This is a genomic window from Sphingopyxis sp. YF1, from assembly GCF_022701295.1.
Classification (GTDB): domain Bacteria; phylum Pseudomonadota; class Alphaproteobacteria; order Sphingomonadales; family Sphingomonadaceae; genus Sphingopyxis.
On record NZ_CP033204.1, the window covers coordinates 1,358,637 to 1,378,939 of the forward strand.

The window sequence follows — 20,303 nt, forward strand, 5'->3', positions numbered from 1 at the left end:
TGTCCTCTTGCGCCGCGGTTCAGCCGTAGCGGCCGGTGATATAATCCTTGGTGCGTTCCTGCTTCGGGTTGGTGAAGATGTCGGTGGTCTTGCCATATTCGACCAGCGTCCCGAGGTGGAAGAAGGCGGTGCGCTGCGACACGCGCGCCGCCTGCTGCATGTTGTGCGTGACGATCACGATCGCGAACTTGCCGCGCAGTTCGTGGATCAGTTCCTCGATCTTGGCGGTCGCGATCGGGTCGAGCGCCGAACAGGGCTCGTCCATCAGGATGACCTCGGGGTCGACCGCGATCGCGCGCGCGATGCACAGACGCTGCTGCTGGCCGCCCGACAGCGCGGTGCCGCTCTCGCCGAGCCGGTCCTTGACCTCGTCCCAGAGGCCCGCGCGGGTCAGCGCGCGTTCGACGACGCCGTCGAGGTCGGCCTTCGCCGGCGCGAGGCCGTGGATGCGCGGGCCATAGGCGACATTGTCGTAGATCGACTTGGGGAAGGGGTTCGGCTTCTGGAACACCATGCCGACGCGCGCGCGCAGCTGCACCACGTCCATCGAGGGGGCGTAGATATCCTCGCCGTCGAGCAGGATCGTTCCGGTCACGCGCGCGCCGGCGACGGTGTCGTTCATCCGGTTGAGCGAGCGCAGGAAGGTCGACTTGCCGCAGCCCGACGGGCCGATGAAGGCGGTGACCAGGTCGGTGCCGACGTCGATCGACACATTGTTGATCGCCTGCTTCTGGCCATAGAAGACGTCGATGCCGCGCGCGGTCATCTTGGGGTCGAGGATGGTCAGGTCTTCTTGGGTCATGTTCACCAGCGTTTTTCGAACTTGTTGCGGAGATAGATGGCGAGGGCGTTCATCGACAGCAGCACGATCAGCAGCACGATGATCGCCGCCGAGGTCTTTTCGACGAAGCCGCGGTCGACCTCGTCCGACCAGAGGAAGATCTGCATCGGCAGCACGGTCGAGGGCGAACAGATGCCGCCCGGCACGTCGCCGATGAAGGCGCGCATGCCGACGAGGAGCAGCGGCGCGGTCTCGCCCAGCGCGCGCGCCATGCCGATGATCGTGCCGGTCAGGATGCCGGGCAGCGCGAGCGGCAGGACATGGTGGAACACCACCTGCACCGGGCTGGCGCCGACGCCGAGCGCCGCGTCGCGGATCGACGGCGGCACCGCCTTGATCGCGTTGCGGCTGGCGATGACGATCACCGGCATCGTCATCAGCGCCAGCGTCAGCCCGCCGACGAGCGGGCTCGCCTGGCACAGGCCGAACCAGTTGATGAACACCGCCAGCGCGAGCAGCCCGAAGATGATCGAGGGGACCGCGGCGAGGTTGTTGATCGACACCTCGATCAGGTCGGTCCAGCGGTTCTTCGGCGCATATTCCTCGAGGTAGAGCGCGGCGAGCACCCCGGTCGGAAAGGCGATGAGGAAGGCGATGAAGATCGTCAGCACCGACCCCTTGAGCGCGCCCCAGATGCCGGCGACCGCGGGGTCGGTGGCGTCGGCGTTCCTGAAGAAGGGCCAGTGGATGCCCGTCGACAGCTTGCCGTCGCGCTCGAGCGCGTCGACGCGCGCCGCGAGCTCGCCCTTGCCGCCGTCCTTGGCGATGACGTCGACCGCGCTCGCGGCGGGCAGGTGGAACAGCGTCTTGCCGCGCAGCAGTTCGGGATCGTCCTTGATCGCGCTGCGGACTTCCTTCCACGCATTCTCGCTGATCAGCGCCGCGCCGCCGTCGCCCAGCGCCTCGTCGGCGGCAAAGGCGACGATATCGGAAAGGCCGGCGCCCGCGATCATCTGGTCGGCGTCGGGGTCCGACAGCCGCGCCGGGTCGACCGTCAGCGGCATCGCGCTGAAATCGACCGGCACCGCGACATTGGTGTAGGTAAAGCCGCGCAGGCCGTTCCCCACCATCACGAACAGCAGGAAGGCGAGGAAGAGGCCCGAGAGCAGCACCGCGCCCAGCCCGAACAGCCGGAAACGGCGCTCGGCGGCGTAGCGGCCCGCGATGCGCTTCTGCATCGCCGCGCCCTTCCAGTCGGTCGGGGAGGTGTCCCTATTCATAAGCTTCGCGATACTTTTTGACGATGCGCAGCGCGACGATGTTGAGCAGCAGCGTCACGATGAACAGCACGAGACCGAGCGCAAAGGCGGCGAGCGTCTTGGCGCTGTCGAATTCCTGGTCGCCGGTGAGCAGCTTGACGATCTGCGCGGTCACCGTGGTGACGCTGGCGAAGGGGTTGGCGGTGAGGTTGGCCGAAAGCCCCGCGGCCATAACGACGATCATCGTCTCGCCGATCGCGCGGCTGACCGCGAGCAAGATGCCGCCCATCACGCCGGGCAGCGCGGCGGGGATCAGCACCTGGCGGATCGTCTCGTTCGGCGTCGCGCCCAGCGCCAGCGACCCGTCGCGCATCGCCTGCGGCACCGCGTTGATGCTGTCGTCGGCCATCGACGAGACGAAGGGGATGATCATCACCCCCATCACGATGCCCGCGGCGAGCGCGCTTTCGGTCGAGGCGTTCGGAATGCCCAGCATCACCGCGAACTCGCGCAGGGCAGGGGCGACGGTCAGCGCGGCGAAATAGCCGTAGACGACGGTCGGCACGCCGGCGAGGATCTCGAGCAAAGGCTTCACCCATTTGCGCACCGCGGGGGCGGCATATTGGGTCAGGTACACCGCGGTCATCATGCCGATCGGGATCGCGACGATCATCGCGATGATCGCGCCGATCAGCACCGTGCCCCAGAACAGCGGGATGCCGCCGAAGGTATCCTTGACCGCGGCGCCGCTCTGCGGGTTCCAGTGGGTGCCGAACAGCAGCTCCATCGGCGAGACGAGGCGGAAGAAGCGGATCGATTCGAAGAGCAGCGACAGCACGATGCCGAAGGTGGTGAGGATCGCGACGAGCGAGGCGAGCAGCAACAGCCCCATCACGATCTTTTCGACCCGCGTGCGGGCGCGGAAATCGGGCCTGATCCGCGTGAAGGCATAGAGTCCCCCCGCGAGCGCGAGCGCGAGCATCGCGGCGATGCCGATCCACGCATATTTGTGCGTCGCGGCGGCGTAGGGCGCGACCAGCGGCGCCGCGGCGGGCAGCCGCACCGCGGCCTGGCGCCCCTGCGCGACGTTGCGCGCGTCGGACAGGATCGCGCCGCGCTCGAAACCGAAGGCGGGCAGGCTCTCGGCGGCGGGGCTCGCCAGCACGTCGTTGGTGATGAGCGCGGGCGACGCGGCGCTCCACACGCCGAGGAACAGCACCGCGGGGGCGAACAGCCACAGCGCGACGTACCAGCCGTGATATTGCGGGCGCGAATGCAGCCGGGCGTTGGCGCGGCCCGCGAGCATCGCCGAGCGCGCGCGGCCGGCAAGCCAGCCGATCAGCGCGAGGCCGACGATCAGGAGCAGCAAGGCGGCGGCGTTGAAGGTCACATTGTCCCCATTATCATCATGCCCACGCCGACCCAAAGCGGGGCGAGGTGGCAGTTTCGTGACTCGCGGTCATAATTTGGTCCCCTCCCCCTCGAGGGGGAGGCCGGGTGGGGGTGTGCCCCCGCTGGCGGTGACGCGAAACCCTGCGGTTTCGCTCCCCCACCCCTCGGTCCCCTCCCCGCAGGGGAGGGGAAGAAGGAAAAACGGCGGCCGGGCGGGGCGGACCCGTCCCCGGCCACCAGGCGGGGGAGAGCCCGTTATTTGAGGTCGGCGCCATTCAGCGGGGTCATGCCCTTCGCGTTCGCGGCGGCGGTCGCGGCGACCTCCTTCGGCGACACGATCAGGCCCTTGGCGCCCAGATAGCCGCCTTCGCCCGCACCCTTCAGGAATTCGGCGACATAGTCGGCGAGCCCGGGGATCACCCCGACATGCGCCTTCTTGACGTAGATATACAGCGGGCGCCAGCCGGGATAGCTGCCGTCGGCGATCGTCGCATAGGTCGGCGACACGCCCTGCACCGGCACCGCCTTGATCTTGTCCTTGTTCGCATCGAGATACGAAAAGCCGAAGATGCCGAGGCTGGTCGGGTTCTTGTCGAGCTTCGAGATGATCAGATTGTCGTTCTCGCCCTGCTCGACATAGAAGGGCGCGCCGCGCAGGCCGGTGCACACCGCCTCGTGCTTGTCCTTGTCGCTGTCCTTCAGCGCCTTCATCTCGGGGTTGGCGTCGCAACCCTTGCCCATGATCAGCTCCTTGAACGCATCATAGGTGCCGCTGGTCGACGGCGGGCCAAAGATCGAGATCGCGACCGCGGGCAGCGCCGGGTTGACGTCCTTCCACGTCTTCGCGGTGTTCGGCTTGCCATAGGGGTTCGCCGCGAGCGCCTTGTAGACGTCTTCCTCGCTCAGCTTGAACCCGGGGCCGCGCGACGCCTCGCCCAGCGCGATGCCGTCGATGCCGACCTGGACCTCGACGATGTCGGTGACGCCGTTCTTGGCGCAGGTGTCGAATTCCTTCTTCTTCATCCGGCGCGAGGCGTTGATGATGTCGGGGGTGTCGCCGCCGACGCCCGAACAGAAGCGCTCGAAGCCGCCGCCGGTGCCGGTGCTGTCGATCTTGGGCTTCTTGTTGCCGGTCGCTTCGGCGAAGCGCTCGCCGACGGTGGTGGCAAAGGGATAGACGGTCGACGAGCCGACGGCGCTGATATAATCGCGCGCGGCTCCGCCCGAGGAGGCCTGATCCTGGCACGCCGACAGCGTCAGGGCGGCGGTCGCGGCGCAGGCGAGCAGGCCGGTGGAGCGGGTGAATTTCCTGATCATGACAGATCCTGTCGGGGGTCGTTAACGGACCGAGCCGCCACCCCCGCGGCGACTCGCTGAGTGGCCAATGGGGGTTTTGTGTGACGCGTTTGTGACAGGGATTGTCATGGAAGTGTCATGGAGATGGGGTGCTGCGCCCCACATCTTGCACCTCCTCTGTTGATCATTTAGAATGGCTTCGCCTCTTAGCTGGGTGAAGCCTAATAGAAGGCCAACTCTACGCCGGGTGTTTAGCCAGGCTGAATTAAATTGCGCGACAATGGGCGCCGATTTCGGAATCCGAAGTCGACCCCGGGCTCAGTCGCCTCGGCGCCGACTTCGGATTCCGAAATCGGCGCGCTCAAGTAAGGGGTTTGAATGCGACATCCGCTTCTGAGTTCTTCCGTTGAGCTTCGGAAGCGGATGTTCGCGTTGCTCCGGGAAGGCTTGATGGTCCGTAGAGCGGGGAACCTCATTTTCGTTTGTGGCGGCAATGCGCAGACAGATTTACGGCCACAGTTCAAATCATTCTCAGAATATAATTTGACTGAATTTCAAATATTTCAGCCAGAGTTTGCTATGGAGAATTATTTTTCCGACATGGGTGGAAGGCAGCTAGACCTTGGTGAGTTTGAAACTCTAATAGGGGATTTGTCTCACGCGATAGTAATATTTCCTGAGGCGCCCGGTTCTTTTGCGGAAACCGGTTATTTCTCGAATATAGAAAAACTGGCAGAGAAAGTCATTTTGGTACTGGATGCTGATCGCCAGAGAAATGATAGCTTCATAATGATGGGGCCAGCAAGAAATTATGAAAAAACATCAAAGTACTCACCAAACATTCAAATTAACTACAGTGATCCAGATTTTTCTTTAATATCTGATAGAATTAACAGAATAGGAACATCGAAAACTAGAAAACTTCTAGATGTGGAAGATCTGGAAGATCCTTACGATCTTTTTTGTCTCGTATACAAGATATTTGATATTCTCAATATATCTACCTGCGACGACATGCTTTTTGTTTTGCAGGCTATTACGAAAGGCCATCCTCCGCGCAAGCGGGCGCGAGATATCGCATCAATCCTAGTTGGCGCGGGCTACCTTCGCCCGATCGGGGAATTTGGCCATTATATCGCGAACGCGAAGGACAGTTCTTTTGTCGAAATGCGAAAAGGGCATGCGGCGAAGGAATTGGAGCTAAGGCTCGAGATTTCCGACATATTGATGAATGGCGAGCCGGAATTTGCGGAGCTTTTGATGGAGCGCGCAAATGCTCATTGATTGGCTTTGCGCAGAAACTGGATTGCAGCGTGAGCGCTTGATTGCCTTTGCAGCTTCAGCGTCGAAAAGATATTTCGTATTCCGGATTAAGAAGCGTGATGGATCGGAGCGCCAAATTGCTCATCCTGCGAAACCCTTGAAGGGGATTCAGCGTTGGCTAAATTCTAGGGTTATCAAATCTTGGAAAGTGCATGACGCGGCGACTGCATATCAGCGAGGGGCTAGCATTAGATTAAACGCGCTGAGGCATGCGGAAACAAACTTTACGCTGCGAGTAGATTTCAAAGACTTCTTTCCTTCATTCCAGGCAAAGGGAATTGAGAAATTCATTTCAGACCAACCGAATGGAGGGAAAAAATTCGACAAGGTGGACTTAAAATTCATTACTGATATTATCACTCGAAATGGGAGATTGACAATAGGCTCTCCATCATCTCCTTTTATTACAAATGCGATGATGTATTCATTCGACGAAGAGGTATCGCTTTTTTGTGATGCTTCAGGTCTTGTATACACTAGATATGCAGATGATATTTTTGTATCGTCCCATAATCCGGGGAATCTGGCGCAGGCTTATGATTTCCTATGCTCTGCGGCTAATAAATTTCCTTATGCCAATCTTTCAATCAATCACAATAAGACTAAATTTCTTTCTAGAAAATACAGGAGGACAATAACTGGTATTGTTATCACTTCAGATCGGAAAATTTCGATTGGGAGGCCAAGAAAAAAAGAAATTAAATCATTAATTAACTCTTATATTTATGGTAAATTGGATGATGAAAAAGAGATGTACTTGAAGGGTATGGTTTCTTTTGCCTGTGATGCCGACAATGTTTTTTTTCTAAGTCTCGAAAAAAAATACGGGAAGAAAGTCATGGGCAGGCTAATAGGATAGCCATGTATGGCATCCAGACGTGGCGAGAACGAGAATATGAGCCTCATCATCGGCCACGTCATCCTTACCCCCGCGCATCGCGAGCGCATGATCGCGCTCGGCGCCGACCCCGGATCAAGTCCGGGATGATGGGGTGCGCTGTCGCCGCAGCCACCCGCGATCCGCATCCATGCCGTTGAGGATATCACCGCGAAGCTGATGGGAGCTTGGGAAGATCATCTCACGCAAAGACGCGATGATGGTGGTTCGCGGTGTCGCGTGGCGCGCCGGGCCGCTCGCGGACAGGGAGTCGCACAAAGACACGAAGGCACAAAGATCACCCGCTTCCGTTCGCCCTGAGCTTGTCGGAGGGTCGCTCTTTTCCTTCGCCATGCAAGGAAGAGGTGCTTCGACAAGCTCGGCACAAACGGGGTTGTGGAGGCACTTCGTGCCTTCGTGTCCCTTCGACTGCCTTGCAGGCGCGCAGGACAGGCTTCGGGTGAGACATCCCTTTTTCGTCCTTCTTCCCGCCTTTGCGCCCCTTCGACGGCCTCGGCAGGCGCGCAGGACAAGCTTCGCGTGAGATAGACCTTTCCCGAACCATCCCGGCCTCCTCGAGCGGGGCCGGAGGGACCATGCCCGTTCCCGCCGGGGTCGCGGGAGCCGTGGTGACGAAATAGGGACGCGCGGCCCCAAAAACGCTTTCCTACATTATGTCGCTGTGCCAGCGTTGCGCGTGGCTGGGGCATTTCATCGACGAACGGGCGGCCGCCCCGGGGCGGACTGGCGCCGCGCATGCGCGGGCGGCGGATCGCGAGGGGCGCCATGGAAGGGGTACGTGGCGTGACCTTTGTGACCTTTCGACTGTCGATGCGCGTCCACGGGGCGGCTGGCGGCCGTGCGAATCGCGGGGGCGTATGAGCGGGTTCGAATTCGTCTTTTCGCTGTTCGGGCTGATCCTCGGCCTCGCGCTCGCCGAGGGGCTGGGCGGGCTGGCGCGCGCGCTCAAGGCCAGCCACCGCGTCCGCATCGGCTGGCCGACCGCGCTGCTCGGCCTGTTCGTGTCGTGCGACGTCGTGACCTTCTGGATGTACGGCTGGGCGGTGCGCGACCTGATCCCGATCAGCTGGCCCGTGCTGTTCGGCGGCTTCCTCGTCACCGCGACCTATTATGTCGCGGCATCGCTGGTCTTCCCCGACGATCCCGAGGAATGGACCGACCTCACCGCGCATTTCGACAAGCATCGCCGCAAGGTGATCGGCGCGCTGCTGCTGTGCAACGCCGCGCTGGTGGCGACGGTCCTCGCGCTCGACGGCATGCCGGAACTGACCCTGCGCCGCGCGGTGGTGACCTGGAGCTTCTTCCCCGTCGCCGCGCTGGCGATCGCGACGAAGGACCGGCGCGTGGCCGTCGCCTGCCTGCTGTGGCTGATCGCGCTCTATCCGCTGTCGGCGGTGTGGCATTGATGACTCCCTCCCGCGGGCGGGAGGGGGAAGGGCCTATTTCACTGCCGCCAGCAGCGGTGCCAGATATTGCCCGGTGAAGCTGCGCTTTTCCTTGACCACCTCTTCGGGCGTCCCCGCGGCGACGATCTCGCCGCCCTTGACCCCGCCTTCGGGGCCGAGGTCGAGGATGTAATCGGCGGTCTTGATGACATCCAGATTATGCTCGATCACCACGACGCTGTTGCCCTGGTCGACGAGCGCCTGGAGCACTTCGAGCAGCTTCCTGACATCCTCGAAATGGAGGCCGGTGGTCGGCTCGTCGAGGATGTAGAGCGTCTGTCCGGTCGAGCGGCGGCTGAGTTCCTTGGCGAGCTTCACCCGCTGCGCCTCGCCCCCCGACAGCGTCGTCGCCTGCTGCCCGACCTTGATATAGCCGAGCCCCACGCGGACGAGCATCGCCATCTTGTCGCGGATCGCGGGCACCGCCTTGAAGAAGTCCGCGGCGTCCTCGACCGTCATGTCGAGCACGTCGGCGATGCTGTGCCCCTTGAACTTCACCTCGAGCGTCTCGCGGTTGTAGCGTTTGCCGTGGCACGTCTCGCACGTCACATAGACGTCGGGCAGGAAGTGCATCTCGATCTTGATCAGCCCGTCGCCGGTGCAGGTCTCGCAGCGCCCGCCCTTGACGTTGAAGCTGAAGCGCCCGGGCTTGTACCCGCGCGCCTGGCTTTCGGGCAGCCCCGCGAACCAGTCGCGGATGATCGTGAAGGCGCCGGTGTAGGTCGCGGGGTTCGAGCGCGGGGTGCGGCCGATCGGCGACTGGTCGATGTCAATGACCTTGTCGCAATGTTCGAGCCCCGACAGGCTGTCGTGCGGCCCCGCGACCATCCGCGCGCCGTTGAGCACGCGCGCCGCGCTGGCGTAGAGCGTATCGATGATCAGGCTCGACTTGCCCGATCCCGACAGGCCGGTGACGCAGGTGAAGGTGCCGAGCGGGATCGTCGCGGTGACATTGTTGAGGTTGTTCGCGCGCGCGCCCTTGAGCACGAGGTCGAAGCCATTGCCCTTGCGCCGGTGCCCCGGCACCTCGATCCGCTTCGCACCGGTGAGGTACGCCGCGGTCAGGCTCTTCTTGTTCGCGAGCACCTCGTCGAGCGTGCCCTGCGCGACGATCTCGCCGCCGTGCAGCCCCGCGCCGGGGCCCATGTCGACGACATAGTCGGCGTGGCGGATCGCATCCTCGTCATGCTCGACGACGATCACCGTGTTGCCGAGGTCGCGGAGCCGCTTCAGCGTCGCGAGCAGCCGGTCGTTGTCGCGCTGGTGGAGCCCGATGCTCGGTTCGTCGAGGACGTAGAGCACCCCCGACAGCCCGCTGCCGATCTGGCTGGCGAGGCGAATGCGCTGGCTCTCGCCACCGCTGAGTGTGCCGCTGGTGCGGTTGAGGTTGAGGTAGTCGAGTCCGACATTGTTGAGAAAGCCGAGCCGCTCGTTGATCTCTTTCAGGATCGCCTTGGCGATCTGGCGCTGCGTGTCGTTGAGCTTTTCGTCGAGGCCGGCGAACCAGCGGAGCGCGTCGGCGACGCTGCGCTGCGCCGACATGCTGATGTTCTCGCCCGCGATCTTGACCGCGAGCGGTTCGGGGCGCAGCCGCGCGCCGTGGCACGTCTCGCACGGCTGCGGCGTCTGGTATTTCGACAGCTCCTCGCGCATCCACGCGCTCTCGGTCTGCAGCATCCGGCGGCCCAAGTTGCCGATCACGCCCTCGAATGCCTTCATCGTCGTGTAGCTGCGCTTGCCGTCCTTGAAGGTCAGTTCGACGGGCTTGCCGCCGGTGCCGTAGAGGATGATCAGCTGCACCTCGCCGGGCAGGTCCTGCCACGGCGTGGTCATGTCGAAACCATAGGCTTTGCCGAGGCTTTCGAGCACCTGCATATAGTAAGGCGAGGGCGGGTTCGATTTCGCCCACGGCACCACCGCGCCCTTTTTCAGGCTCAGCGCATGGTTGGGGACGACGAGGTCGGGGTCGAACTCCTGCCGCTCGCCGAGCCCGTCGCACGCGGGGCACGCGCCCTGCGGCGCGTTGAAACTGAACAGCCGCGGTTCGATCTCGGCGATCGTGAAGCCCGACACGGGGCAGGCGAATTTTTCGGAGAAGATCAGCCGGTTCGCAGGGATGCCCGCGCCCTTCATCGCGCCGCCGGTGTCCTCCTCCTCGCGCCCCGGCACGGGGCCGTCGGCGAGGTCGACATAGGCGAGCCCCTCGGCGAGCTTCAGCGCGGTCTCGAAGCTGTCGGCGAGCCGTGTTTCGAGACCCTCACGCACCGCGATACGGTCGACGACGACCTCGATGTCATGCTTGTATTTCTTGTCGAGCGTCGGCGCGTCGCCGATCTCGTAAAATTCGCCGTCGATGCGGACGCGCGTGAAGCCGTCCTTCTGCCACTGCGCGAGTTCCTTCTTATACTCGCCCTTGCGCCCGCGCACGACGGGAGCGAGCAGATAGGCGCGCGTGCCCTCGGGCAATTCCATCACGCGGTCGACCATCTGGCTGACCGTCTGCGCGCTGATCGGCTCGCCGGTGGCGGGAGAGTAAGGAATGCCGACGCGCGCCCACAAGAGGCGCATATAGTCGTAGATCTCAGTGACCGTCGCGACGGTCGAGCGCGGGTTGCGGCTCGTCGTCTTCTGCTCGATGCTGATCGCCGGCGACAGCCCGTCGATATGCTCGACGTCGGGCTTCTGCATCATCTCGAGGAACTGGCGCGCGTAAGCGGAGAGCGACTCCACATAGCGCCGCTGCCCCTCGGCATAGATGGTGTCGAAGGCGAGGCTCGACTTGCCGCTGCCGCTGAGACCGGTGATGACGACGAGCGCATCGCGCGGCAGGTCGACGTCGATGCCCTTCAGATTATGCTCGCGCGCGCCGCGCACGGAGATGTGGGTGAGACTCATGGGAGGGGTGTGTTCCAGATTTGTTCTTGGGGCGCAAGGGCGTTTGCGACCGGCGACGGTCTAGATAGGAAGCGCAGGTGTGACCCGCAACGCCGCAGCCCGATCCGGGCTTTCCACCAACTCCCCAAAGGCTTCGACCAATGTCGGGCGGCTCGCTTGACCAGCACCGCCGCCGGGCGGACAACCGCCCCATGTCCGCCGCCCGACGGGAACGGGATGGCGCACGATAAGGAGCTGGGGAAATGAAGAGACTTTTGACCGGGGCCGCGGGCCTCGCGATGGCGGCGGCGTTTGTGGCAGGGCCCGCGCTGGCGAAGGATGCGGTGCCGACCGCGGCCCATGGTGCCGAAACCGGCGATGCGCCGGGTGCAAAGGGCGGCGATGACGCGTCACTGACGGCGCTGACCTTCGGCAAATGGGGCGTCGACCTGACGGCGCGCGACACGAGCGTCAAGCCGGGCGACGATTTCGACCGCTTCGCCAACGGCGGCTGGTCCGCGCGCACCGAAATTCCGTCGGATCAGGCTTCGGCGGGGGTCGATTACGACGTCTACAACCTCACCCAGCGCCAGCTGCGCCAACTCGTCACCGGTGCTGCCGCGACGAGCCAGGTCGGCGGGCTGTTCCAGAGCTTCATGGACGAGGCGCGCGCCGAGGTGCTCGGCGCCAAGCCGCTGATGGCCGACATCGCGGCGGTCGCGGCGATCGGCGACAAGAGCGCCATGGCGCGCTTCATGGGCCAGTCGCAGGGCACGTTCGGCGCCTCGATCGTCGGCGGCGGCCCCTATGCCGACACCGATGATCCGACGGTCAACGTGCTGTGGCTGGGACAGGGCGGGCTCGGCATGCCCGAACGCGAATATTATCTCTCCGACGATTTCAAGCCGCAGCGCGACGCCTATCGCGCCTATGTCGCGCGCACGCTGAAGATGGTCGGCAACCCCGACCCCGAAAAGGCCGCCGACGCGGTGCTCGCGTTCGAGACCGAAATCGCGAAGGTCAGCTGGGCGATCGCCGACCGCCGCGATATCGGAAAGATCAACAACCCGATGTCGTCGGCCGAGCTCGCCGCCTATGCGCCGGGGCTCGACTGGACGGCATGGTTTGCGGGCGCGGGCATCGCGCCGCAGAAGCGGATCATTGTCAATGAGAATACGGCCATCCGTGACATCGTCGCACTCTATGCCAGGGCACCGCTCGACACGATCAAGCTGTGGCAGCAGTTCCACGTCGCCAACGGCGCCGCGCCCTATCTGTCGAAGGCCTTCGTCGACAGCCGTTTCGACTATACCAAGGTGCTGAGCGGCGTCGGCGAACTTCGTCCGCGCTGGAAGCGCGGACTGACGCTGGTCGACGACAGCCTCGGCGAACTGGTCGGGGAAACCTATGCGAAGCAATATTTCCCCGCGAGCGCCAAGGCGAAGATGGAGGCGCTGGTTGCCAATCTGAAGCTCGCGATGGGCGACCGCATCCGCGCCAACAGCTGGATGGCGCCCGCGACCAAGGAAGCCGCGCTCGCAAAGCTCGGCAAGATGGACGTGATGGTCGGCTATCCCGACAAGTGGCGCGACTATGGCGCGCTCAAGATCGATCCCGCCGACCTGTACGGCAACGTCAAACGCAGCTCGGCGTTCGAATATGCCTATGCGCTGGCGGATATGAACAAGCCCGTCGATCGCAAGAAATGGGCGATGAACCCGCAAGAGGTGAACGCCTACAACGGCGGCCTCGAGAACAAGATCGTCTTTCCCGCAGGCATCCTGCAAGCGCCCTATTTCAGCGAGAGCGTCGACGATGCGGTCAATTACGGCGCCATCGGCGCCGTCATCGGTCACGAGATCATCCATGGCTTCGACGACCAGGGGCGCAAGATCGACGCCAATGGCGCGGTGCGCGACTGGTGGACACCCGAGGATGCCGCGAAGTTCGACGCCGCGGCCAAGGCGTTCGGTGCGCAATATGCGACCTATGAGGCCGCACCGGGCGCGTTCATCAACCCCGAACTGACGATGGGCGAGAATATCGCCGATCTGGCGGGGCTCGAGGTCGCCTATGACGCCTATCACCGCTCGCTGGGCGGCAAGGAGGCGCCGGTGATCGACGGGCTGACCGGCGACCAGCGCTTTTTCCTCGCTTTCGCGCAGGCCTGGCGCACCAAGCAGCGCGAGGATGCGGTGAAGCAGCAGGTTGCGAGCGACCCGCACAGCCCGGCGCGCTGGCGCATCATTGGGCCGGTGCGCAACATCGACAGCTGGTACCAGGCGTTTGCGATTGATGCCGGCGCCAAATATTATCTGAAGCCCGAGGATCGGACGAAGATCTGGTAAACGGCTGCTATCCCGATGATGGTGCGGGGGCGGCCGTCGGCCGTCCCCGCACCATCATCGCCGCAAGCGACAGCGCCGCGCCGACGATGACGAACAGCGCGGGAAAGCCGCCGAGCACCGACATCATGCGGATGCCGTCGATCCCCGCCGCCGCGACGAGCACCATCGCGACAAGGCCCACCGTCACGCCCCAGACCGCCTGCACCCACAGCGGTGCCTCTGGTCGTTCGGGCGAAATGCCATGCGTGGATAGCGCGCTCATTGCCGAGACGTTGGCGTCGGCGCCCGCGACGTAGGAAAGGAAGATGGTGAAGAGCACGATCCCCGTCACCACCGGCCCGCCGCCGAGCGCATGGAACAGCCCGAACAGCACCGGGTCGGGGCCCCGTTCGACGAGCAGCGTATAGAGGCTGGCGCCGCTCTGCTGGTCGATCAGGATCGTCGCGCCCGCGATCGCCGTCATCCACACCGCGCCGAACAGTGCGGGCAGGACGAGGTTGAACAGGATGAAGGCGCGCACGCTGTAGCCGACCGCGAGCCGCCCGAGGAACAGCGCGGTGACCGGGGCCCAGGCCATCCAGTTCGCCCAGTTGAAGATCGTCCATTGCCGGTGCCAGTCGCGGTCGACGTCGAACCCGAGGTTGCGCGGCACGAAGGTGGCGGCATAGTCGGCGCCGCCGCGCAGTGACAGGCCGAGCATCTGCGCCGTCGGGCCGGCGAGCAGCACGAACACGATGATCGCGAAGAAGATCCAGGTGTTGAGCAGCGACAGCCCGGCGATACCCTTTTGCAGTCCGGTGGCCGCGGAGATCAGGAAACTCGCGACGATCAGCGCCATGATCGCCCAGCGCAGCCCGGCGCCGCCCGCAAAACCCCCAAGGCCCTCGATCCCGCCCGCGAGCGCCAGGATGCCTGCGCCCATCGACGCCGCCATGCCGGCGACGAGCGCATAGAGGCAGATGATGTCGATGCCCGATCCGACGGGGCCGTGCGCGCGCGGACCGATCAGCGGGACGAAGAGCGACGACAGGCTGAACGGTTCGCGGCGGTTGTAATAGACGAGCGCGAAGGCGAGCGCTGCGACGGTGTAAATCCCGTAGGGCGTCAGCGTCCAGTGCAGGAACATCGTCGACATCGCGAAGGCGGCCGCCCCGTCGCTGCCGGGCTCCAGCCCGAGCATGGGGGGCGGGGCGTTGAGGTGGAACAGTGGTTCGGCAGCGCCCCAGAACAGGATTCCGGTGGCGATGGTCGTGCACAGCATCACCGCGAACCAGCGCCAGCGGCCGAGCAGCGGCTTCGCTTCGGGGCCGCCGATGATCGTCCTGCCGAGCGGTGACAAGGCGACCGCGGCGAGCAGCGCTAGGAAGGCGACACCCGCGAGGGCGAAGGCGGGACCGAACCACGTCAGCACCCAGTCGTTGATCGCGACCTCGGCGGCGAGGAATGCCTCGCGTTGCCACAAGCTGGTCAGCACCGCTGCCGTGAGCACGGCGAGCGGTATCAGGAATACCGGGCGGTTGATGCGGCGGGGCGGGGCGATGGTCAAGGTTTCGGCAGGCTCCGGGCGGGCGAGCACTCAGCATAAGGGACGCAGGCAGCGGGTCAAATCGCTTTGGAACGGCTGGCGCGAGCGCGCGTTTTGTGGGACGGAAACCATCCCCTGGAAGGAGAGCTTCGATGAGCAGGATGTTATTTGCCGCCGCCGGCGCCCTGGCGTTGATCACCGCGGCGCAGGCCGGAGCCTTCGAACGGCAGCCCGACGGCACGACGGCCGAAGAGCGCGCGAACACTGCGCGGCTCAACGCCGAACAGCGCGCCAAAGCTGACGCCGAAACCTCCGCCTATGACCAGAGCGTCGCTGCCGCGGCGAAGCAGCAGGCCGATGCACAGGCGGCTTTCGAACAGGAAACCGCTGCCTATGAAGCGGAAAAGGCGCGCGTTGCGGCGGAAGCTGCCGAAGAGCGGACCAAATGGGAGGCCGATGTCGCCGCCTGCAAGGCAGGCGACGTCGCGCGCTGCGCCCAACCGGCCGCGCCGCCGCAGCCATGACGGCGCGGGGCTGAGGCCCTCCGGACGAACGAACCCCGAGGTCGGCGCCGATAGACGGACGTTCTAGTCGAGCGGTTGATTTTCGGCTTCGGCGTCCTCGATCGCGGGAGGCGGAGGCAGCGCCGGAACGGGGGTGGGGCGCGCCGCTCCCGTGTCGGCGTCGTCCGTGACAGTGAGGGGAACCGGTATCCGCAACTTGAGGTCGCGGGCCGCAGCGGGTTCGTCGAAACGACCGCCATATTCATAGTCCTGATCCGGCATCGACGGATCGTCGACGGTAACCGTGCCCAGATCGCGGAAGGCATCGTCCATCCGCGCCGCGCGGATTCTGGCGGGAGGGGGCGCTACGTAGCCGTCAGCGCACCCGAAGCAGGGTTCTGCCGCCGCAACCTCGACGCCGAGCGCATCGGGATTGCCGGAGAGCTGCGCGTAGGAACTCCCGTCCGCCGATGCCGGATTCTCGCCGACGGTGAACTGGCCAAGCACCCAGCCCCCGATCACACCGATCCCGGCGATCGCGATCCAGCCAAGGCTTCTGATAGGGACCCCCTTGCCGCGCATGCGAGCGAAACGCACGTTCGGGACGAAAGTTGCATGCGGTTCGGGTGGCGGCCTTCGGCCATTCGTCGATACCCGAAGGCCTTTGGTCCGGCCAATCGACCGTTCGTTCCGTCCGGTCGAAGGACGAATGCGGGCCGCGGCGCGAGCGCCTATTCCTTCAAATGCGGGATGCGGAGGCCGCGGCCTTCCCCGGTCCGGGTCTTCGTATCCCGCATCCCCGAAGAGAGGACTCCCCCATGGCGAAACTTGTTCTGACCCTGCTGGCGGCACCGCTTGCCCTGACCAGCCTTTCCATGCCTGCCGCCGCGCAGGAAACGATGAGCGTCGTCGTACGATACGATGATCTCAACCTCGCGAGTGCCACAGGCCGCGCAACGCTCAACACGCGGATCAAATATGCGATCCAGACGGTTTGCGAGACGCGGCCCAGTTTCCGGCCCGATCTCCGTCAACGTGCCTATTCGCAACAATGTGCGAAGACAGCGGCGCGCGACGCTGAGGTCAAGCTGGCATCCTTGCTGAACGGCAATGGCACTGCACTTGCGGACCGTGGCGGCAAGATCGTGGTGTCTGCACCTTAAAAAGTCGATCTCTGCGCTCAACCACAAAGGGTCAAGGCGGTCAGCTCTGCATGATCGCCTTGACGTCGTGGAGGTAGGTGCGGCCGATGCGGTGCACGCCGCCTTCGCCCAGATCGACGCTCCACGCACCGTCGCCGTGATGCTTCAACCCGGCGATGCCGTCGCGGCGCACCATTTTCGAACGGTGGATGCGCATGAACTGGTCGGGATCCATCCGCGCTTCGAGCGACTTGATCGTCTGATGGATCAGCCAGCTGCGCCCGCCCACGTGCAGGCGCATATAGTCGCGTTCGGCCTCGATCAGGTCGACCTGCCCGGCGTCGATGCGCAGCATCTCGCCGCGGTTCTGGACCCAGAATTCCCCGATCCACTTGCTCTTTGGCGTCCGGACGCGATCGGTCGCGCGCCATTCGCGCACGCGCCCCAGCGCACGGCCCAGCCGGTCGGGCGAGACCGGCTTGAGCAGATAGTCGACCGCGGCGACGTCGAACGCAGCCACGGCATATTGATCGAAGGCGGTCACGAAGATCACGGCGGGCGGATTGTCGAGCTTGTCCACCGCGGCGGCGACATCGAGCCCGTTGAGCCCCGGCATCGCGATGTCGCACAGCACGAGGTCGGGCGCGAGGGCATCGACCATGCGCAGCGCCGATGCGCCATCGGTCGCGGTGCCGACGAGCGACACGCCTTCCTGCTGTCCCGCGAGGATCTGCAGCCGCTCGATCGCAAGCGGTTCGTCGTCGACGATCAAGGTTCGTAGCGTCAGCATTGTCAGCACCCCAGTTGTGCGAGCGGCAACCACAGCGAGACGACGAACCCGCCGTCGTCGGACTTGCCCCATTCGCAGCCCGCGGTCGGTCCATAGCGCGTCAGCAGCCGTTCGCGAACATTGCCGAGGCCGAGGCCGGTGCCGGGCTCGGGCACCGGTGCCTTCGGATCGATGTCATTCTCGATGCGGAGCACCAGCAGGCCATATTCGGCGCTGGCGGTCAGGCGGATCGCGATCGTGCCCTGGCTGGGGGCGACACCATATTTGATCGCATTTTCTATGATCGGCTGCAGGATGAGCACCGGTACGCAGGCGCGCTCCAGTTCCTGCGGCATCGTGACCTCGACCTTCAGCCGGTCGGGGAAGCGGACCTGTTCGATGTCGAGGTAGAGGCGCTGGAGCGCGATTTCCTCGTCGAGGCTGACGAGCTGTTCGGGGTCGATCGCGAGGCTCGATCGCAGGAAGGAGGAGAGATTCATGATCATCGTCTCCGCCTCGGCTTTCGACCCGCGCAGGACGAGCGTCGAAAGCGAGTTCAGCGTGTTGAACAGGAAGTGCGGATTGACCTGGTAATGGAGGGCCCGCAGCTGCGCGGTCTGGGCCTCGATCCGGTAATTGTTCGCGCGGCGTTCGACCGCGCGCATCTCGTTCGCATAGCCGAAGGCGACATAGAGCGCGGCCCACACCGCGAAGAAGAAATACCAGCGGATCGAACTGTCGAGGACCAATACGGTTTCCCATGCGACAGGGAATTTGGCCTGCACCTCCGCGATGATCTTCTCGGTATCGGGCGCGGGGAACCAGTAGAAGAAGACGAACATGTTGATCGTGGCATAGACGATCACCAGCGGCACGGCGGTACCCATCGCCGCAGCGAGGCGGGCACCGAAGCTCCGCGGCTGGACGCGCTGGAGCAGCTGGTAGAGCACGAAGGTACACAATATGCCGGCGACGACGACGATCGCCCGGCGGCCGATATAGGCCCATTGCTCGCTCGCATCGGCCAGCACAGCGAGACCCGTCGTGATCAGGAAGTAGAGCAGCCACATCGCGATGATCGAACCGATCGCCACGCGCGGATTGACGCGGGCGTCGGAAGCGCGCCAGTCGGGCGCGGCGGCGAGGAATCTGGCGCGGCGATCGCTCTGGGCCAGCTTGCGGTCGGACATGGTCATTGCCGTCCTCCTATCGCAGTCCGGTGCCGCTTGCGAGTCGGCGTGCGAACGCCAGTCGAACGGCGCCGGGAGTTGGTCGAAAGCTGAAGCCCAGATGAACGGCGCCGGTCAGCCACCCGGCGCCGATCGCATCGCGCTGCGCCAGCCGCCATGGCGATAGACCGCCCAGGCCATCGCCAGCGACGCCAGCGAGGACAGCGGAAAGCTCCACCAGATCGCGTCGGCCCCGATCCAGGGATAGGCGAACCAGTAGATGCCGAACCGGATCGGAAACATCGACAGGAAAAGGATGACGAGCGGCGGTACCACCGATCCGTTGGCCCGCAGCGTGCCGATGATGACGATCGTCGTGCCGAACGGCAGGAAGGTCCAGGTCGCGATATACTGGATGTGGCGCGACACCGCGATCGCCGGGCTTTCGCTGCCGAGGAAGAGCGCGAGCGCGGCGTGATCGAAGGCGAGGAGGATCGCGATGAGGACACCGGTCATCGCGAGGTTGATCCTGATCCCGCCGCCGGTGATCGCCGCCACGCGGTCCCAGCGGTTGGCGCCGATATTCTGCGCCGCCATCGCGCTGACCGCGGCGCCGACGGCGAGCGCGGGCATCTGGATATAGTTCCACAGCTGCAGCGTCGCGCCATAGGCGGCGGCGGTGACGAGCCCCTCGCGGTTGACGAGCCCTACCATCACCAGCCCGGCGCCCGAAATGACGAGCATCTGGGCGCCCATCGGCAGGCCGCGGCCGATGACGAAGCGCAGCTCGTTCCAGTCGGGGAGCAGGTAGGCGAGCTCGCGGCCGCGCAGGCGCAGCACATGATCCCTGGCGTAGAACCAGACGATCATCCCCGCGAGGCTGATCGTTCCGGCGATGGCGGTCGCGAGCGCGCTGCCCGCGATGCCGAGCCGCGGAAAGGGACCGACGCCGAGGATGAGCAGCGGGTTCAGCACGATATCGAGCACTACCGACAGGATCATGAAGCGCAGCGGCGTCACCGCGTCGCCGGCGCCGCGCGAGGCCATCATCAACGTCACCATCAGCATCGAGGCGGGCACGGCGACAAAGGTCACACGCAGATAGTCGTGCGCGAAATCGAAGGCTTCGGGCGGGGTTTCGAGCAGCCGCAGGATCGCGTCGGACGCGAACCAGCCGACGAGGGAGATGACGACCGAGAAGAGCAAGGCGAGCCCGATCGCGCCGCCGCTCGCGCGCCGCGCCGCGTCGATGTCGCCGCGTCCGATCGCCTGGCCGATCAGCACCGTCGCGGCCATGCCGAAACCGAAAAAGGTCGCGAACATCAGGAACATGATGATGTTGGCGTTGGCCGTCGCGGCGAGCGCGCTTTCGCCGAGAAACTGCCCGACCCAGATCGAATTGACCGAACCCGACAGCGTCTGGAGGATGTTCGAGGCGAGCGTCGGCAGCGCGAAGAGGATGAGCGTCTTCGCGATCGGACCATCGGTCAGGTCCATTCGCCCGCCGCCGCGCGCCGTCTGGCGCGGGGGCACCGGACTCGCGGCCGGATCGCTCGCCGCCGCGACGGGCGTCGGCATG

Annotated in this window: 17 protein-coding genes; 7 read left to right on the forward strand and 10 right to left on the reverse strand. The window is 64.5% G+C overall.

All coding sequences use genetic code 11. The annotated features are described in order from the left end of the window. Positions 1–19: 19 nt before the first annotated feature. The 4 genes from pstB to EAO27_RS06655 form a co-directional block, all read right to left on the reverse strand. Positions 20–802 carry a phosphate ABC transporter ATP-binding protein PstB gene (gene pstB, locus EAO27_RS06640; RefSeq protein WP_242778541.1) on the reverse strand — a complete coding sequence of 261 codons (783 nt, stop codon included), beginning with the start codon at positions 800–802 and terminating at the stop codon, positions 20–22. 2 nt (positions 803–804) lie between these two features. Then, positions 805–2,061, reverse strand: a complete 1,257-nt coding sequence (gene pstA / locus EAO27_RS06645; RefSeq protein ID WP_242778544.1) for a phosphate ABC transporter permease PstA — start codon at positions 2,059–2,061, stop codon at positions 805–807. Beyond that, a complete protein-coding gene (gene pstC / locus EAO27_RS06650) occupies positions 2,054–3,430 on the reverse strand; it encodes a phosphate ABC transporter permease subunit PstC (protein WP_242778547.1) in 1,377 nt (458 codons plus the stop codon). Before pstC ends, pstA begins: the two co-directional genes overlap by 8 nt. 257 nt (positions 3,431–3,687) lie before the next feature. Continuing rightward, positions 3,688–4,749 carry a substrate-binding domain-containing protein gene (locus EAO27_RS06655; protein WP_242778550.1) on the reverse strand — a complete coding sequence of 354 codons (1,062 nt, stop codon included), beginning with the start codon at positions 4,747–4,749 and terminating at the stop codon, positions 3,688–3,690. 357 nt (positions 4,750–5,106) lie between these two features. Here EAO27_RS06655 and EAO27_RS06660 point away from each other — a divergent pair, with 357 nt between their 5' ends. From EAO27_RS06660 to EAO27_RS06670, 4 genes are all read left to right on the forward strand, one after another. Continuing rightward, positions 5,107–6,012 carry a retron St85 family effector protein gene (locus tag EAO27_RS06660; protein WP_242778553.1) on the forward strand — a complete coding sequence of 302 codons (906 nt, stop codon included), beginning with the start codon at positions 5,107–5,109 and terminating at the stop codon, positions 6,010–6,012. Further along, entirely contained in the window at positions 6,002–6,910 is a 909-nt protein-coding gene (locus EAO27_RS06665) for a retron St85 family RNA-directed DNA polymerase (protein WP_242778557.1), read from the forward strand. The genes EAO27_RS06660 and EAO27_RS06665 overlap by 11 nt, the downstream gene beginning before the upstream one ends. A gap of 6 nt (positions 6,911–6,916) precedes the next feature. Further along, positions 6,917–7,039, forward strand: a complete 123-nt coding sequence (locus EAO27_RS20915; protein ID WP_278190133.1) for a hypothetical protein — start codon at positions 6,917–6,919, stop codon at positions 7,037–7,039. Positions 7,040–7,806: 767 nt separating this feature from the next. Further along, the gene (locus EAO27_RS06670; RefSeq protein WP_242778560.1) at positions 7,807–8,355 is read left to right on the forward strand and encodes a hypothetical protein; all 549 of its coding nucleotides are present in this window, start codon (positions 7,807–7,809) and stop codon (positions 8,353–8,355) included. Positions 8,356–8,388: 33 nt separating this feature from the next. Here the strand turns inward: EAO27_RS06670 and uvrA are convergent, their stop codons facing one another. After that, on the reverse strand, positions 8,389–11,289 hold the full coding sequence (gene uvrA, locus EAO27_RS06675) for an excinuclease ABC subunit UvrA (protein WP_242778563.1): 2,901 nt from the start codon (positions 11,287–11,289) through the stop codon (positions 8,389–8,391). A 242-nt stretch (positions 11,290–11,531) separates the two neighbouring features. Between uvrA and EAO27_RS06680 the strand changes: the two genes are divergently transcribed. After that, the gene (locus EAO27_RS06680) at positions 11,532–13,616 is read left to right on the forward strand and encodes a M13 family metallopeptidase (RefSeq protein WP_242778566.1); all 2,085 of its coding nucleotides are present in this window, start codon (positions 11,532–11,534) and stop codon (positions 13,614–13,616) included. Positions 13,617–13,623: 7 nt separating this feature from the next. Here EAO27_RS06680 and EAO27_RS06685 read toward each other — a convergent pair whose 3' ends face one another. Then, entirely contained in the window at positions 13,624–15,162 is a 1,539-nt protein-coding gene (locus EAO27_RS06685; protein WP_242778569.1) for a BCCT family transporter, read from the reverse strand. 131 nt (positions 15,163–15,293) lie between these two features. Here EAO27_RS06685 and EAO27_RS06690 point away from each other — a divergent pair, with 131 nt between their 5' ends. Continuing rightward, positions 15,294–15,665 (forward strand): hypothetical protein, encoded by a 372-nt coding sequence (locus EAO27_RS06690; RefSeq protein ID WP_242778572.1) that lies wholly within the window; start codon positions 15,294–15,296, stop codon positions 15,663–15,665. Positions 15,666–15,728: 63 nt separating this feature from the next. Here the strand turns inward: EAO27_RS06690 and EAO27_RS06695 are convergent, their stop codons facing one another. After that, positions 15,729–16,226: a hypothetical protein gene (locus EAO27_RS06695; RefSeq protein WP_242778575.1), complete on the reverse strand. Its 498-nt coding sequence runs from the start codon at positions 16,224–16,226 to the stop codon at positions 15,729–15,731. A gap of 236 nt (positions 16,227–16,462) precedes the next feature. On the opposite strand from EAO27_RS06695, the gene EAO27_RS06700 reads away from it, so the two are divergent. Beyond that, a complete protein-coding gene (locus tag EAO27_RS06700) occupies positions 16,463–16,807 on the forward strand; it encodes a UrcA family protein (RefSeq protein ID WP_242778578.1) in 345 nt (114 codons plus the stop codon). 40 nt (positions 16,808–16,847) lie between these two features. On the opposite strand, the gene EAO27_RS06705 is transcribed toward EAO27_RS06700, so the two are convergent. From EAO27_RS06705 to EAO27_RS06715, 3 genes are all read right to left on the reverse strand, one after another. Further along, positions 16,848–17,576, reverse strand: a complete 729-nt coding sequence (locus EAO27_RS06705; protein ID WP_242778581.1) for a response regulator transcription factor — start codon at positions 17,574–17,576, stop codon at positions 16,848–16,850. Positions 17,577–17,578: 2 nt separating this feature from the next. Beyond that, the gene (locus EAO27_RS06710) at positions 17,579–18,751 is read right to left on the reverse strand and encodes a histidine kinase (RefSeq protein ID WP_242778585.1); all 1,173 of its coding nucleotides are present in this window, start codon (positions 18,749–18,751) and stop codon (positions 17,579–17,581) included. A gap of 108 nt (positions 18,752–18,859) precedes the next feature. Continuing rightward, positions 18,860–20,302, reverse strand: coding sequence for an MATE family efflux transporter (locus tag EAO27_RS06715; protein WP_242778588.1), 1,443 nt, complete (start codon positions 20,300–20,302; stop codon positions 18,860–18,862). Position 20,303: the final 1 nt, after the last annotated feature.